This window comes from Leisingera sp. CC-HEC093, assembly GCF_059429195.1.
Map to the genome: position 1 here is coordinate 1894027 of NZ_JCAIJR010000001.1, position 14631 is coordinate 1908657.

At 61.9% G+C, this 14631-nt stretch carries 14 protein-coding genes; 9 read left to right on the top strand and 5 right to left on the bottom strand.

Annotated features, from left to right (window positions below; all coding sequences use genetic code 11):
* The 7 genes from AC5STB_RS09150 to AC5STB_RS09180 all read left to right on the top strand — a co-directional run bounded on the left by AC5STB_RS09150 (window position 1) and on the right by AC5STB_RS09180 (window position 6735).
* Window positions 1-1119: a cobalamin-independent methionine synthase II family protein gene (locus tag AC5STB_RS09150; protein WP_495444585.1), complete on the top strand. Its 1119-nt coding sequence runs from the start codon at window positions 1-3 to the stop codon at window positions 1117-1119.
* Entirely contained in the window at window positions 1116-1808 is a 693-nt protein-coding gene (locus AC5STB_RS09155; protein ID WP_495442619.1) for an alpha/beta fold hydrolase, read from the top strand. The genes AC5STB_RS09150 and AC5STB_RS09155 overlap by 4 nt, the downstream gene beginning before the upstream one ends.
* Entirely contained in the window at window positions 1808-2503 is a 696-nt protein-coding gene (locus AC5STB_RS09160; protein WP_495442620.1) for an RraA family protein, read from the top strand. The genes AC5STB_RS09155 and AC5STB_RS09160 overlap by 1 nt, the downstream gene beginning before the upstream one ends.
* Window positions 2504-3009: 506 nt before the next feature.
* On the top strand, window positions 3010-4266 hold the full coding sequence (locus AC5STB_RS09165; protein WP_495442621.1) for a Zn-dependent hydrolase: 1257 nt from the start codon (window positions 3010-3012) through the stop codon (window positions 4264-4266).
* Entirely contained in the window at window positions 4263-5063 is an 801-nt protein-coding gene (locus tag AC5STB_RS09170; protein WP_495442622.1) for a carbon-nitrogen hydrolase family protein, read from the top strand. Before AC5STB_RS09165 ends, AC5STB_RS09170 begins: the two co-directional genes overlap by 4 nt.
* The gene (locus tag AC5STB_RS09175) at window positions 5060-6013 is read left to right on the top strand and encodes an amidohydrolase family protein (RefSeq protein WP_495442623.1); all 954 of its coding nucleotides are present in this window, start codon (window positions 5060-5062) and stop codon (window positions 6011-6013) included. The genes AC5STB_RS09170 and AC5STB_RS09175 overlap by 4 nt, the downstream gene beginning before the upstream one ends.
* Window positions 5983-6735: an amidohydrolase family protein gene (locus AC5STB_RS09180; RefSeq protein WP_495442624.1), complete on the top strand. Its 753-nt coding sequence runs from the start codon at window positions 5983-5985 to the stop codon at window positions 6733-6735. Before AC5STB_RS09175 ends, AC5STB_RS09180 begins: the two co-directional genes overlap by 31 nt.
* A 2-nt stretch (window positions 6736-6737) precedes the next feature.
* Here AC5STB_RS09180 and AC5STB_RS09185 read toward each other — a convergent pair whose 3' ends face one another.
* The 3 genes from AC5STB_RS09185 to AC5STB_RS09195 are packed head-to-tail and all read right to left on the bottom strand — an operon-like array spanning window position 6738 to window position 9742.
* Window positions 6738-7616, bottom strand: coding sequence for a helix-turn-helix transcriptional regulator (locus AC5STB_RS09185; RefSeq protein WP_495442625.1), 879 nt, complete (start codon window positions 7614-7616; stop codon window positions 6738-6740).
* 48 nt (window positions 7617-7664) lie between these two features.
* Window positions 7665-8726: an agmatine deiminase family protein gene (locus AC5STB_RS09190; RefSeq protein WP_495442626.1), complete on the bottom strand. Its 1062-nt coding sequence runs from the start codon at window positions 8724-8726 to the stop codon at window positions 7665-7667.
* Window positions 8723-9742, bottom strand: a complete 1020-nt coding sequence (locus AC5STB_RS09195; RefSeq protein WP_495442627.1) for an agmatine deiminase family protein — start codon at window positions 9740-9742, stop codon at window positions 8723-8725. The genes AC5STB_RS09190 and AC5STB_RS09195 overlap by 4 nt, the downstream gene beginning before the upstream one ends.
* 100 nt (window positions 9743-9842) lie before the next feature.
* Here AC5STB_RS09195 and AC5STB_RS09200 point away from each other — a divergent pair, with 100 nt between their 5' ends.
* Window positions 9843-10724 carry a LysR substrate-binding domain-containing protein gene (locus tag AC5STB_RS09200; protein ID WP_495442628.1) on the top strand — a complete coding sequence of 294 codons (882 nt, stop codon included), beginning with the start codon at window positions 9843-9845 and terminating at the stop codon, window positions 10722-10724.
* Here the strand turns inward: AC5STB_RS09200 and AC5STB_RS09205 are convergent.
* Both AC5STB_RS09205 and AC5STB_RS09210 read right to left on the bottom strand, forming a co-directional pair.
* Window positions 10721-11764, bottom strand: a complete 1044-nt coding sequence (locus AC5STB_RS09205) for an ABC transporter ATP-binding protein (RefSeq protein ID WP_495442629.1) — start codon at window positions 11762-11764, stop codon at window positions 10721-10723. The genes AC5STB_RS09200 and AC5STB_RS09205 overlap by 4 nt on opposite strands.
* Entirely contained in the window at window positions 11761-12750 is a 990-nt protein-coding gene (locus AC5STB_RS09210) for an ABC transporter ATP-binding protein (protein ID WP_495442630.1), read from the bottom strand. The genes AC5STB_RS09205 and AC5STB_RS09210 overlap by 4 nt, the downstream gene beginning before the upstream one ends.
* Window positions 12751-12964: 214 nt before the next feature.
* On the opposite strand from AC5STB_RS09210, the gene AC5STB_RS09215 reads away from it, so the two are divergent.
* Window positions 12965-14620, top strand: a complete 1656-nt coding sequence (locus tag AC5STB_RS09215; RefSeq protein ID WP_495442631.1) for an ABC transporter substrate-binding protein — start codon at window positions 12965-12967, stop codon at window positions 14618-14620.
* The last annotated feature ends 11 nt before the right edge of the window (window positions 14621-14631 follow it).

Sequence of the window (14631 nt, forward strand, 5' to 3'; positions counted from 1 at the left end):
ATGGTCAAGACAACCCATGTTGGCTCGCTGCCCCGGACCCAGGAGGTGGTGGACTTCATCTTCGCCCGCGAGCGGAAGGAACCTTTTGACCAAGCGGAATTCGACGCCTGCATGGCGGCTGCCTTTTCTGAAACTGTCCGCAAACAGGTTGCCGCGGGGGTGGATATCGTCAGCGACGGCGAGACCTCCAAGATCTCCTATGCTACCTACGTCAAGGACCGCTACACCGGCTTTTCCGGCGACAGCCCGCGCAATGCGCCTGCCGATCTGAAGATGTTTCCGGGCTTCCTGCAACGGCTGGCAGACGACGGCGGCACGCCGCAATATGCCCGCCCCATGTGTACCAGCGAGGTGCGCTCCAAAGGCCAGGCTGAGCTGAAAAAGGACATCGCCAACCTCAAAACTGCCATGGCAGAGCACGGCGCGAAGCACGGCTTTATGAACGCGGCCTCGCCCGGGGTCATCTCGCTGTTTTTGCAGAACGATTTCTACCCCACACGCGAGTCGTACCTGGCCGCGCTGGCCGATGCGATGAAGGCTGAATATGAGACCATCGTGGCCGCCGGGCTGGACCTGCAGCTGGACTGCCCCGACTTGGCACTGTCGCGGCACATGCTGTTCAATGACTTGTCCGACGCGGAGTTCATCAAAATCGCGGACATGCATGTGGAGGCGTTGAACCACGCGCTGCAAAACGTGCCGCAGGAGCGCGTCCGGGTGCATATCTGCTGGGGCAACTACGAAGGCCCGCATTGCTGCGACATTCCGATGGACACAGTGTTCACTACTCTGATGAACACCAAATCGCGCTATGTTCTGTTTGAAACCTCCAACCCGCGCCACGCCCATGAATGGACCGTGTTTCGCGACCGCAAGGCAGAGATCCCGGACGACAAGGTGCTGGTGCCCGGCGTGGTCGACACGACCACCAATTTTGTAGAACACCCGGAACTGGTCGCGCAGCGCATTGCAAGATTTACGGAAATCGTCGGCTCTGACCGGGTGGTCGCAGGCTCGGATTGCGGTTTCGGCACTTTTGCAGGCTTTGGCGCGGTGGATCCGGATATCGCCTATGCCAAGCTCGCGGCTCTTTCCGAAGGGGCGCGGATGGCCAAATGACACCGCTTGTCCTGATCCCCGGCATGATGTGCGACGCGCGGCTGTTCACCCCGCAAGTCGCCGCCTTGTCCGGCCAGCGCAATCTGCATTTGGTCTCGCTGGCCCGCCACAGCAGCATTGAAGCCATGGCGCAGGCCATGTTGGAGACAGCGCCGCCGCGATTTGCCCTGGCCGGTCTGTCAATGGGCGGCATCGTGGCGATGGAAATCCTGCGCCAAGCACCGCAGAGGGTCGACCGGATCGCGCTTCTGGACACCAACCCGCTGGCCGAGCGGGAAGAGGTCAAACATCGCCGCCTGCCGCAAATGCAGGCGGTACGCAATGGCCGCTTGGCAGAGGTCATGCGTGACGAAATGAAACCGAACTATCTGGCGCCCGGCCCCCAGCAGCAAGACGTGCTGGACCTCTGCATGGAGATGGCGATCGGGTTGGGTCCTCATGTGTTTCTGTCCCAATCCCGCGCCCTGATGGAGCGTTCGGATCAGCGCAAAACACTGGCTGAAGCGGATTTGCCTGCGCTGGTTCTCTGCGGCCGCCAGGATGTTCTGTGCCCGCTGGAGCGGCATGAGCTGATGGCCGGTCTCATTCCCGCTGACCGGCTGGAAGTGATTGAAAACGCTGGGCATCTGCCCACACTGGAACAACCTGAAGAAACCACAGCGGCGCTGGCCCGCTGGCTGGAGGCCTAATGGACAACTCTCTTCTGGACCTGCTGAAATCGGTCGACACCCCCACTGTCTGCAATGCAATCGAAGTTGCACAAGGCAAGCGCGGGTTTGCCAATTTCACCCGCGGCACCATGCTATGCTCTGCGCCAGAAGCAGGCGCGATCGTGGGCTATGCCCGCACTGCCAAAATAGCGGCCGTCAATCCGCCCGCTGAACCGCCAGAGATAATCCGAGAACGGCGCATGGCCTACTACAAGCATATGTCCGAGGGTCCGCGCCCCGGCGTGGCAGTGGTGGAAGATCTCGACTACCCGGACTGCATCGGCGCCTACTGGGGAGAGATCAACACCACGGTCCACAAGGGGTTCGGTCTTTCCGGTGCGCTGACCAACGGCGTCATGCGCGATCTGGGAGATCTGCCGGAGGGCTTTCCGGTGGTTGCCGGTTCGATCGGTCCCAGCCACGGTTTCGTGCATGTGCGTGAAATTGGCACTCCAGTCACTGTCTTCGGGATGGAAGTGCAGGACGGGAACCTGATCCACGCCGACCGCCATGGCGCGCTTGTTATTCCGGCGGACGTCGTGCCGCTATTGGGACGTGCCATCCAGAAGCTCCTGGAGACGGAGAAACTGATCCTCGAACCGGCGCGCCGCGAAGGTTTCGGCTTTGCCAGTTTCGAAGAAGCTTGGGCCGCGTTCGAAAAGGCGCGAACTTAAGATTGGGGCAGCAAGTGCGCCGTGGCGCGGCTGACGAATGAGCTATCTTTTTGATCAAGCAGTAACTTCAGGAGTAGTGCTCTTGTGCAAGGCAGCTTGTTTCCTACCGGAATGTTGAGGAGGGCGCTCGCTGCGCGTCCGCTTCTACAGTGAGTTTGGGGCGCGTTCGCACCCGCGGCGAACTTCCGGTTCCCGCCTGACCATGACCCCAGGCCATCTGGGAAATTACACCAGCTTGACGGACGTGACCTGCTAATCCAGGCCGCCCGGCAAGGCAGCTAACCCATTAGGGGTAGCCTCAGCATAATGAACACAGCAGGGGCCGTATGGCTCCGGACTGCAACTGCCGCCCGGCAGACAGGGCGCGAACGGTATCCCTCCCGGATGCGTCGCCTCTGCCAGCTCCCTCTCTTGGCAGGCTGCCAGTCCCACAGATGGGGGACTACCGGAAAGCTGCCCTGACGGGGATCATGCGGGTATTTCGCGAAGTTCTGCAGGAGCGTTTGATGACAGGTTATTCGGTGGACGGAACACGGCTTTGGTCCCGTTTGATGGATATGGCCGAAATCGGAGCAACCGCGAACGGCGGCTCGCACCGGCTTGCGCTCAGTCAGGATGACGAGGACGGCCGCGAGCTGTTTCTGGCATGGTGCGGGAACCGCGGCTTCACAGCGATCTTCGACAGGATCGGCAATCTGTTCGTCCGCCGTGCGGGCCGGGATCCGGCTGCGCCGCCGGTTGTCATCGGCAGCCATCTGGACACGCAGCCCATGGGCGGCCGGTTCGACGGCGTGCTGGGGGTGCTGGCCGGACTGGAAGTTCTGGAAACGCTTGAAGATCTGGGGCTTGCGACAGAGGCACCGGTGGATGTCGCCGTGTGGACCAATGAGGAGGGTTCCCGGTTTCAGCCCGCCATGATGGGCTCGGGCGTTCATTGCGGCGTGCATTCACTCGCTGAAACACTGGCGCTTACCGACGCATCGGGCATCCCGGTTGCGCGGGAACTCGAGAGATTTGGCTACGATAGCGGTGTGGAGCCGGGCAGCCGCGCAATCGGCAGCTATCTGGAACTGCACATCGAACAGGGGCCGGTCCTTGAGCAGGAGAAAAAGACTATCGGGGTGGTCACTGGCGGGCAGGCGATCCGCTGGTATACCCTGACAATGTCCGGCGAAGAGACCCACGCCGGGCCGATGCCCATGGCGATGCGGCGTGACCCGGTGCGACAGCTGGCGGCGGTGACGAACCTGGTTTACCGGGTTGGCCTGACGGATCCTGATGCCCGCGCGACTATCGGGGTGATCGAAACGCGGCCCGGCGCCATCAATGTGATGCCGGGGCAGGTCCGCTTATCGGTTGATATGCGCCACCCCGATGAGGCCATGCTGGGGCATATGCATGGCACCCTGGCCGAGGGTATTGCTCAGTTGAAAGCCGAAGCCGAGGGTGTGGACGTTAACCTTGAACAGACTTGGCACTCACCTGTTGTCACATTTGATCCGCAACTGATTGAGGCGGTGCGGACCAGTGCCGCGGCGCGGGGTTATGCCGCCCGGGACATGGTCTCCGGCGCCGCACATGACGCATTCCATCTTGCCAAGGTGGTGCCCGCAACATTGGTTTTTGTGCCCTGCCGCAAAGGTATCAGCCACAACGAACGGGAATACACGGCGCCGGAGCATGTCCGCGCCGGTGCGAACGTGCTGCTGGATGTAGCATTGCAGGCAGCGGGTGTGCAGGCACCGGCGGGGGCAACGGCATGAGGATCACCGTTGCCGATTGGGACCCGCGGCCACAGGCAAGGGCGGCGCAAACGGACGCGCTGGCTGCCCATGCGGCGGCGGCGCAGAGCGATCTTGTGCTGCTGCCGGAAATGCCGCTGAGCCGCTGGCTGGCTATCAGCCCGGAACGTGACGCAGTGTTGTGGCAGCAGTCTGTCTTTGACCACGAGCGGGGCCTGGATGAGCTTGGAAAGCAACTGGGAACGGCATTAGCGGGATCGCGCCCGGTTCTGAATGCAACAGGCCAGCCCAGAAACCGTGCCTTCCTATGGCAGGAAAACCAGATTGCTGCGGAGCCGCACGAGAAAGCGGCGCTGCCGGAGGAAGACGGCTATTGGGAGAGCCGATGGTATGGGGCGGGTGAGCAGCAAACGGCGCCGCTGGACTGGAACGGGGTCCGAATTGGATTTGCCATCTGCACCGAGCTGTGGGACTGGGCGCATGCCTGCCGCCTGTCACAGGCGGGGACAGAAGTGCTTCTGGTTCCGCGCGCGACGCCGGATTTGGGCAGCGATATCTGGATCTCCGGCGCCCGTACCTTGGCGGTGCGGAGCGGCTGTTATATCCTGTCTTCGAATTTCGCCTATTCGGCAGTCGACGGTTTTGCCTTTGAGGGGGCTTCCGTGGCGGTGGACCCGGACGGGGAGGTTCTCGCAGTAACCAGCGAGGAGCAGCCATTTGCCACGGTCTCTGTCAGCGCCAGTACGGCGCGGAATGCCAAGGCCACCTATCCCCGGTATGTATTTGACAAAATGAAAAAACAGGAAGGTGCGCCATGAAACATCTTTGTGCGGTTGCGGCCGGATTGGCCGGCTTTGCAGGTGGTGCGGCATGGGCGGAGACCCTGGTGCTGACCAATGCCGCCATCTACACGGTGGATGAGGAGCGCAACTGGTCTGAGGCGCTTGCCATCGATGAAACCGGCGTCATTGCCGCCGTTGGCAGCGAGGCCGAAGTGCTGGCAGCGGCAGGTGACGATGCGGAGATCGTGGACCTGGGCGGGCGTATGGTGCTGCCAGGCTTTCAGGACATTCACTTGCATGCGGTGGAAGCCGGGGTGAATGCGGTTCTCTGCCCGTTCGAAGCCTTCGATACACTTGCTGGTTACAAGGCCGCGGTGCGGCATTGCGCTGAAGACGGGGATACTGGCGCGTGGGTGCTAGGGGCCGGTGTGAATATGGTCAACCTGCTAGACTTGCACGGAAATCCGGTTGAGGTGCTTGATGAAATCTCGCCGGACCGACCGGTGATGATCCTTGATGACATCGGCCATGGCGCCTGGGCCAATTCGCTGGCGCTGCAGGCGGCGGGATACGGCCCGGCAGAGGACGCTGCCAATGGCAATATCATCCTGCGCGGACCCGATGGGCGGCCGAACGGGGTGGTGCTGGAAAATGCACCGCACAACCTGCGCTCCCTTGCCTTTCCCCCAACCCGGGAAAATCTGGACTTTGCCTATGACAGCCTGCTTGATGCCGCGGCGGAGCTGAATGCCAACGGGATCACCTCAGTCAGCGATGCGGGCGGCTATTGGCCCCAGGGGCATCATAAGGTGTGGGATAAGGCTGAAGAGGCGGGCACGCTGACGCTGCGGGCCTCGAACGCATTTTACATCTACCTGACCGCCCCTTGGACGATCAGCTTTCTGAACTCAAAACACTCTTCCACAACGACCCCGGCCGACTGGTGCGTTTCAACGTGGCCAAGATCTATGTCGATGGCATCCTGAGCCAGGCGACAGGTGCCTTGCTGGAACCCTATGAAGCAGGGCTGAATTTGCTGAAAGGTGAGGAATACGGCTATCTGTATTTCGAAGAAGAGGCGCTGATGCATGCCGCGCGGGAGTTGTCGGCGGCGGGGTTTCAACTGCATTTTCATGTCACCGGGGACTACGGCGCACGGCTGGCGCTGGATGCGATTGCCCAGGCCGCGCCGGAGGCCGGGCCGCACCGTCTGACCCATCTCTATCTTGTCGATCCCGCGGATTACCCCCGGTTTGCCGAGCTTGGCGCCATTGCCGACCTGCAGCTGGCGCCAAGTGCGGTCAGCAAGGATTATGAGGCCTTCATGGCGGAGTTCATTGGCGATCGCACTGATTTTCTGCTGCCTGCAGGAGCGCTGTTGGAGGCGGGGGCGATCGTAACGCTGTCGAGCGATTGGGATGCGGATGAGCTGAACCCGCTGATCAAGATCGAAACCGCGGTCAGCCGGAAGCGCAATGGCCTGCCGGACGTCGCCGCCGCCATAGAGGCGATGACCATCAATCCGGCTATGGCTCTGCGCCACGCGGACCGGACCGGGTCCCTGGAGGCGGGCAAATTCGCGGATCTTGTGGTGCTGAGCGAAAACATCCTGGAGATCCCGCTGGAAAGCATCAGCGGCGTTTCCATTGAGGCGACCCTGCTGCAGGGCGATGCGGTTTTTGATGACGCAGGGCTGTTTTCAGAGTGAAATTAGAGCTGCCCGTTCACTGGCCTGTCGAGGTAGGTGAGCGGGTCGCCAGTCGCATTGGCTGGTGCCCGGGTCAACGCCTCAAGGAACAGCGAGAACAGCTCCCCCTGCGAGGTGATGCCCAGTTTGTTGTGGATACGCTTGCGGTGGACCTTGACGGTTTCCGGGCTGTTGCCCAGCTCGCGGGCGATAGACTTCGAGGAATGCCCTTTCAGGATCAGCTGCACGATCTCAGCCTCGCGCCCACTCAGCACTGAGCTGGCAAAGCGCTCAAAGGATTTTTTCAGATGCAGCCCCATGCGCCCGCTGCCAGCCAGCGAATCCGGGTCCAGTGCGGGCCAATGGCGGCGGCAGAGTGCTGCGATACAGGGCAGCAGCGCGGCAAGTGCAGCCCTTTGATCCGTACCAAGCTGAAAGCTTTCTTCCCTGCTGCCCAGAGAGATCACCACGGCGGCACCATTCTCAAATGCGACGAACACGCTGGTTTCGTCAAACAGGCCGGTGCTTGCATAAAAGGTCTGGTAGTACTCGGACGCCATGAAATCGTCGGGTGCGCACTCGCCAAGCGTGACCACTTGGTCCCCGGTCCCCTGCTGAAAAAGATTGTAGAAGGGGTCGAGGAAGCAGGCAAAATCCAGGTAAGGCTTGATTGTCGCTGCGCTGTATTCATCTGACAGGTTGTCGAACAGCTCCACAGGCGGATGGTCCGGGAAAAAGGCCGCGGCAAAGGTGCTGTCATATCCCGATGCCGATTGGCACAGGTCTGCAAGGGCGGGCACGAACCCCTCTTGCCCGACAAGCTCTATGGCCCGGGCGAGGCCGTCCAGGCCGTCTGATGCCCCCGTTTTGCTGATGTCGCGTATGTTTACTGCGTCAAACATTGAGTCTCCCCCTTTTCCATGGAAAATCGCTCTGGCCGCCTTTTGTGCCTAGGCCGGCTGCTGCTGTGTCATGCAATGGATACCGCCGCCGGCGTGGCGGATCCCCTTCACGTCAACTTGCAGGACTTCGTGACCGGGGAATGCCTTGGCAAAGGTTTCCCGCGCGGCTCCATCTGTGGGCGTGCCGAACGAGGGGATCACCACGCCACCATTTGCGATATAGGCATTCACATAAGACAGTGCCGTAGTGTCCGTCTCAGGCTCGATCATATAGGCTTCGTCGATCAGCCCGATCTCGATTTCCCGGCCATCGGCATCGGTCTGCCCGCGCAGGGCCTTGAGGTTCTCCTCGCAGACCTTTTGACGCGGGCTGGCGGGGTCCGGGTTGCGCTCGAACAGCAGTTTGCCCGGCGCGGTGAAGGTCAGCATGCCGTCGATGTGGCCGTCGGTGATCCATTCCTGCTCGTCGCCCGGCAGCCAGATGACCTTGCGGGCGCCCATGGCGCGGAACAGCTCAGCCTCCACATCCGCCTTGGTCATGCCCGGATTGCGGTTGGGGTTGAGAAAGCAGGTCTCGGTGGTGATGACGGTGCCGCGGCCGTCCGTATGCAGGCCGCCTCCTTCCCCGGTGAGCGGAGACTGAAACAGCGGCAGGTTGAGGTGGCGCACAAGCGTGGCACCGATGCCTGCATCAAGTTCGAAGTCGGGAAACTTCCCGCCCCAGCAATTGAAAATCAGGTTGGAACCGATGGTCTGTCCGTCGCCATTCGTCACGAACAGCGGGCCGGTGTCGCGGAACCAGTGATCGTTCTGCTTCAACCGTACGGCATCAACCTGAGGCGGCAGCAGGCTGCGGGCATGTGCTGCATGATCGGGATGCGCGGCCACCCGCACGGGCTCGAAACAAGAGATCGCAGCGGCAATCCGCACGAAGTTCTCCTGTGCGGCTGCCAGTCCCGCGCCCCAGTGGTCTTCATGGCCGTCCCAGGGCCAAGCCATCCAGCAGGCTGCATGAGGGGCGGTTTCGATCGGCATGACAAAGCCCAGTTCACCGGGGCTCTTGCCGCTGGAAAGGGCCGCAATCAGGTCTGTTGAGGCGTGGGTGTTCATGCTGCTGGCTCCTGCTGGGTGATGCAATGGATGCCGCCGCCGCCAACGGCGATAGCAGGGATTGGCACCTGCGACACGCGGCGGCCGGGGAAGAGTTCTTCGAAGGTTTCGCGTACCAGCCCGTCCTCGCGGATCCCGTATTCAGGCATCACAACGCCGCCGTTGCAGATGTAGGAGTTGACGTAGGAACGGCAGAACCGCGGATCGTCCGAGTCGGCACTGGCCGCGTCCGGGATCTTGACCAGCTTGATACCGCGGCCCTGCGCATCGGCCTGGCCTTCCATCGCCGTGATGTTGGCCGCATTGATGCTGTGCCAGTCATGGTCGGCGGGGCCTTCCGCTTCGATCAGCACAACGCCCGGCGCAACGAAGGTTGCGATGCCGTCGACATGGCCGTCGGTTTCGGTCTCCTCTGCATTGCCGGGCAGCCAGATCACCTTGTCGCCGCCCAGCATGGCTTTCAGTTCCTCCTCAATGCGCGCGCGGCTCCAGCCGGGATTGCGGTTAGCATTGGGAAAGCAGCTGTCCGTGGTCAGGATGGTGCCCTCGCCGTCGACGGAGATCCCGCCGCCTTCGGCGATAAGACTGGAAGTGTAGATTGGCACACCGGCGGCGTTCAGGATCGCATCCGCAGCAGCATCGTCGCCATCAAACGGCTGGTACTTACCGCCCCAGGCGTTGAAACCAAAGGACACACCGGCGCGGCCGCCCTTGCCGTCAGTCAGAAAGCAGGGGCCGGCATCGCGCGCCCAGCTGTCGTCGATCGGGCTGGTGAGGATATCGATATCCGGCCCCAGCAGCGACTTCGCCGCCGCTGCATCTTCGGGACGGGCCAGCATGGTCAGCGGCTCGAATTCGCGGATGGCATGGGCCACCGCTGCATAATTCCGGCGGGTCTCCTCAATATCTGGCCAGAACCCTTCCCGTGTGGGCCACATCATCCAGGTGCGCAGATGCGGCGCCCATTCGGCGGGCATCCGGCAGCCTGCGGATTTCGGGGTTTGCTGGTCGGACATGAAGGGCTCCATCGTGCAAGAATTATTGTTCCTGCAGTTTAGATGTGAGCATATGTTATGAACAAACGCGGAATCTGGCGGCAAACGATGAGAATATTTAATGAATAACCCTTATCGACCTCTGCCACCACTGGGCGCCTTGATCGGGTTCGAAGCTGCAGCCCGGCTTGGCAGTTTTTCACAAGCTGCTGAAGAGCTGAACATGACGCAGTCGGCGGTGTCGCATCAGATCCGGACGCTGGAAACCCATTTGCAGCAGCCGCTATTCCTGCGCATCAACCGGCGGGTGGAGCTGACTGACGCCGGGCGCGACTTGCTGGTCTCGGCCCAGGACGCGCTGGAGACGGTGCGGCTTGGCGTGCGCCGGCTGGACGCCTATTCCAAGCCCGGTTCGGTTGTCCTTCACATGCCGCCTGCCTTTGCTGCGCTGTGGTTCGCGCCCAGGCTTGCAGGGTTCCGGGGCAGCTATCCGGATGTTGATCCCTGGCTTTACACCAGCAACCGCATCATCGACCTGACCGAAACGGAGATCGACATCACTCTGACAACCGAACCGCAGGTAGGTGAGGAATTTGTCACAGCATCTTTCCTGACGGAGGAGCGCATCGCGCTTGCCAGCCCCGGTCTGGCCGCAGAATTTCAGAAGCGCCCCGATGAAGCGCCCCTGATCCATGACGAACACCCCGATGACTGGCAGAGCTGGTTCCTGGCCGCCGGGGTGGAGCGGGCGGACTATTCGAAGGGGCTGAATTTTTCCGATACCGCGCTGGCGGTTGATGCCGCTGCGCGCGGGTTGGGGATGTGCCTTTGCGACAAAGGGCTGGCCCAGCCGCTTGTCAGCAACGGCAAGCTGGAAGTGCTGAGCCCTGTTAGTCTGCGCAGCGGCGCCCAATACCATCTCGTAACGCTGGAGCGCAATCTTCAGCGCACCGCGGTCCGGGTGTCGTGGGATTGGATGCTTGCGGAAACCAGCAGCAGTTAGCGGCAGGCTGCTGCTGAGGAGCGGGCCGGTCTGGCAGCCTCGTCCGGAAAGAAACAGGCCGACTGGCGGCCGTCAGTCAGTGTTGCAAGCTTGGGCACTTCGGTCCGGCAGCGTGCCGGGCAGCCCTTCCGCTCGTAGAGCCAGCAGCGGGTGTGAAACGGGCAGCCGCTGGGAATGGCGGCGTGTGAGGGAACGTCGCCCGACAGCACAATCGGCGCGGTCTGCGCCCGGTTTCTGGCCTTGACCCGCGGTGCCGCCGACATCAGGGCCGTTGTATAAGGGTGCGCAGGTGCGGCAGTCATCTCCTTTGATGGGCCGATCTCTACGATCCGGCCCAGGTACATGACCGCGATACGCTGGCAAAGGTGCCGTACCACCGACAGGTCATGGCTGATAAAGAGCATTGCCATATTCTGTTCGGTGCGCAGATCATCCAACAGGTTCAGGATTTGGGCCTGTACCGAGACATCCAAAGCACTAACCGGCTCGTCGGCAATGATCACTGATGGGGCACTGGCAATAGCACGCGCAATCGCAATGCGCTGACGCTGGCCGCCGCTGAACTGCTGCGGATAGCGCGCGGCATGGTCCGGGCTCAGCCCGACGCGCCGCAGCAGCGCGCCCACGCGGTCCCTCAGCTCGGGGCCTGAGGCCGTTTTCTGGATCCTGAATGGTTCTGACAGGATCCGCCCGATGGTCTTTCTGGGATGCAGCGATGAATAGGGATCCTGGAACACCATCTGAACCCGCCGCGCGAGATTGAGCCGCTCCGGCGCGCAGGATGGATCAATATTCTGCCCGTCGAATTGAATACTGCCTGCAGAGGTTCCGGTGAGCCCGACGATGGCCTTGCCCAGTGTGGTTTTGCCGCTGCCGGACTCGCCGATCAGGCCCAGCACCTCGCCATGCCGGATGGTCAGGGAGACACCGCTGAGTGCCTTGAAGGTTGCGGGTTTTTCAAACAGATTCCGGTTTCCGGATGTGCTGAATTCGACTGACAGGCCATCAATGCGAAGCGCGGGGTTGGGTGCCGGCCTCATGCGGTTTCCTTTGCCTGCGAGGGGGTGGCGTGCAGCAGACAGGCGACCTTATGCTGTTGCTGCGGCATTGCAACGGGTTGCGGTTGTTCCAGGGCACAGCTGTCAAATGCTGCCGGGCAGCGGTCGCGGAACGCACAGCCCGACGGCCGCTGCCACACCGCGGGCGGGGCGCCGGGGATGGGCGTCAGCCGGCCGCAGTCCCCATCCATTGACGGATGCGCCCCGAGGAGCCCTTGGGTATAGGGATGCTGCGGATTTTCCAGCACCTCTTGAGTGGGCCCGTGCTCCACATCCCGGCCGGAATAAAGCACAATCACCTCATCGCTCATCCCGGCGACGACACCCAGATCATGGGTGATCAGCACCAGCGCCATGTTCAGATCGCGTGAAAGATTATTCAGGAGCTGCAGGATTTGCGCCTGAATCGTCAGGTCAAGCGCGGTGGTGGGCTCGTCTGCAATCAGCAGCTTGGGTTCGAACACAATGGCCATGGCAATCATGACCCGCTGGCGCTGGCCGCCGCTCAGCTGGTGTGGATAGCGGGCCATCATGCGATCGGGATCCGGCATGCCGACCCGCGCCAGCGCCTGAACTGCCTTGCTCCGCGCCTCAGCCTTGGCAAGGCGCCGGTGCGCCTGCAGGCATTCCACAATCTGATCGCCGATCCGCATCACCGGATTCAGGCTGCTCATCGGGTCTTGGAAGATCATGGCGATGCCGGTGCCCTGCAGCTTGCGAAATTCAGCAGGCGGCAGTTGTGCCAGGTCAGTGCCATCGAACAGGATCTGCCCGAAGACCTGCAAGGGGCCATCAGACAGCAGCCCCATGATGGCCATCGCCGCGGTGCTTTTCCCTGAGCCGCTTTCGCCGACGATGCCCAGGCATTTGCCGCGTTCAAGGCGCAGCGAAAGCTGCTCGACTATCGCTGCCGCCCGGGCGCCTGTTTTGATGCTTACTGTCAGGTCGGTGACCTCCAAGAGTGCCATGGCGCGCGCAACATCCTTTCTGCATGGGGGGCTCCTGGCGCATAGAGAAAGCCGGAGCCGTTGCGGATAACTATAGCCCAACACCCTGAAATGGCTGTGCCCCTTAGGTGGTATCGACAGGAGCCGCGCTATTTTGGGAGTTTAGGGCAAGGAAACAGCAAGCGGCTCCCTGACGGCAGAGGCGCAGATTTCCTGCCAATTTAGGGAGCTGACCATGACCGATCCGCGAAACCGACCAAACACTCCGCAACTCCAACTGCCGCGCCGGTCTTTCCTGGCCGGCAGCTGCGCTGCTGCCGCGATGGCAGCCGCGCCAGGCTCTGTGGCTTGGGCGGCGGGTGCTGCGGCGGCGCCCAGCATTGGCGCCCGCGACCCGAAAGCCCTGGTGGTGCTGGTGGATGCAACGGTCGAAAACCTTGATCCGGCCACCAATATCGAATGGGCCTATGGCCTGCGCCCGGTTTATGAGACGCTGACCGTGCTGGATGGCACCGGCACGCTGAGCGCGGCGCCTGCGCTTGCCACATCCTGGGAAGCCAGTGAAGACGCCAGCAGCTGGACCTTTACCTTGGCGGAGGGTGTTCTGTTCCACGATGGCACCCCCTGTGACGCCGAAGCGGTAAAAAAGGCGGTTACCCGCCTGGTGCTGCACCCTGCCGGATTGGCCGGAACCTGGCAGCTGGAAGACCCGGACAGCCAGATCGTGGTTCTGGATGCAAAGACCATCCGCTTTGACCTGGGCGAGCCGCGCCCGTTCTTCGACCGTCAGGTGTCCTCGCAATACGGCTTCTGGATTGCCAGCCCAACCGCGGCCGAGAAGCATTCCAAGGGCGATGATGACATGGGGTCGGAATACCTGCAGACCAATCCGGTGGGCACCGGACCTTACACGCTGGACAGCCTCAACCCCGGCCAGGACGCAACCTTCGCCGCCAATCCAGATTTCCGCGGCGGCTGGGACCAGCCGCATTTCAACCGGGTGATCACAAAGACCATTCCGGTCTCCGCTACCCGCCGTCAACTGCTGGAAACCGGCGAAGCCGACATGACCCTGGCGATGGAGCCGGAGGATATGGTGGTTCTGCGCGATGATCCACGGTTTGCGTTAAGCGACACGCCGACTTTCACCGTGCAATATGTAGCCTTTGCCACAGACGGGAAACTGGCCGACCCGCTCGCGCGGCAGGCGCTCTGCCATGCCTTTGACCATGACACCTACATTGAAGAAGTGGCACTTGGCACGGCGGACAAGCCCACCTCGGTCTTCCCCTCGCTGATGCAGGGTATGGACGGCAAGAACCGTCTGTTGCCCTTCGATCTGGACAAGGCCCGCGACTTGCTGGCTGAGGCCGGGGTCGCAGAAGGCACCGAGCTGACGATGGCCTATTACTCAGGCTTTGGCGACATCGAAGGCCAGTTGCTGCAGGCCTGGCTGTCGGAGATTGGAATCAGCCTTAAACTTCAGGAAATGTCCTTCTCCGCCTATCTCGACGTGTTCTTTGGCGAAGGCACCGCCGAGGAGCGCCCCGATCTGTTCTATTTCTCCTGGTGGCCCAATGTGGATCATCCGTACAGCTTTGCCTGGGGGCTGTTCAGCGGCGATGCGGCGACTTTTGACGGCAACACCGGGCGCTATGCCAATGACGAGGCGACGGCGTTGATCGATGAACTGCGCAACCAGGTGATGGATGAGGAGATGACCGCCAAGTTCCAGCGCCTTGCAGAGGTCCTGACAAATGAAGACCCGGCCTGGCTGCCAATACAGCAGGAGCGGTCGCAGTTTGTGGCCCGCAGTGACATTGCGGGAGTGGCGAACAACCCGATCTATGTGGCGACGCTCGACATGTACAACCTGTCACGCACCTCCTGAGGGCTGCCGGT

What these genes read in the sequence shown, in the direction of transcription:
- AC5STB_RS09160 (WP_495442620.1), top strand. Translation starts at nt 1,808, where the DNA reads ATGGACAACTCTCTTCTGGACCTGCTGAAATCGGTCGACACCCCCACT.
- AC5STB_RS09155 (WP_495442619.1), top strand. Translation starts at nt 1,116, where the DNA reads ATGACACCGCTTGTCCTGATCCCCGGCATGATGTGCGACGCGCGGCTG.
- AC5STB_RS09185 (WP_495442625.1), bottom strand. Translation starts at nt 7,616, where the DNA reads ATGTTTGACGCAGTAAACATACGCGACATCAGCAAAACGGGGGCATCA.
- AC5STB_RS09175 (WP_495442623.1), top strand. Translation starts at nt 5,060, where the DNA reads ATGAAACATCTTTGTGCGGTTGCGGCCGGATTGGCCGGCTTTGCAGGT.
- AC5STB_RS09205 (WP_495442629.1), bottom strand. Translation starts at nt 11,764, where the DNA reads ATGAGGCCGGCACCCAACCCCGCGCTTCGCATTGATGGCCTGTCAGTC.
- AC5STB_RS09195 (WP_495442627.1), bottom strand. Translation starts at nt 9,742, where the DNA reads ATGTCCGACCAGCAAACCCCGAAATCCGCAGGCTGCCGGATGCCCGCC.
- AC5STB_RS09200 (WP_495442628.1), top strand. Translation starts at nt 9,843, where the DNA reads ATGAATAACCCTTATCGACCTCTGCCACCACTGGGCGCCTTGATCGGG.
- AC5STB_RS09170 (WP_495442622.1), top strand. Translation starts at nt 4,263, where the DNA reads ATGAGGATCACCGTTGCCGATTGGGACCCGCGGCCACAGGCAAGGGCG.
- AC5STB_RS09165 (WP_495442621.1), top strand. Translation starts at nt 3,010, where the DNA reads ATGACAGGTTATTCGGTGGACGGAACACGGCTTTGGTCCCGTTTGATG.
- AC5STB_RS09150 (WP_495444585.1), top strand. Translation starts at nt 1, where the DNA reads ATGGTCAAGACAACCCATGTTGGCTCGCTGCCCCGGACCCAGGAGGTG.
- AC5STB_RS09190 (WP_495442626.1), bottom strand. Translation starts at nt 8,726, where the DNA reads ATGAACACCCACGCCTCAACAGACCTGATTGCGGCCCTTTCCAGCGGC.
- AC5STB_RS09215 (WP_495442631.1), top strand. Translation starts at nt 12,965, where the DNA reads ATGACCGATCCGCGAAACCGACCAAACACTCCGCAACTCCAACTGCCG.
- AC5STB_RS09210 (WP_495442630.1), bottom strand. Translation starts at nt 12,750, where the DNA reads ATGGCACTCTTGGAGGTCACCGACCTGACAGTAAGCATCAAAACAGGC.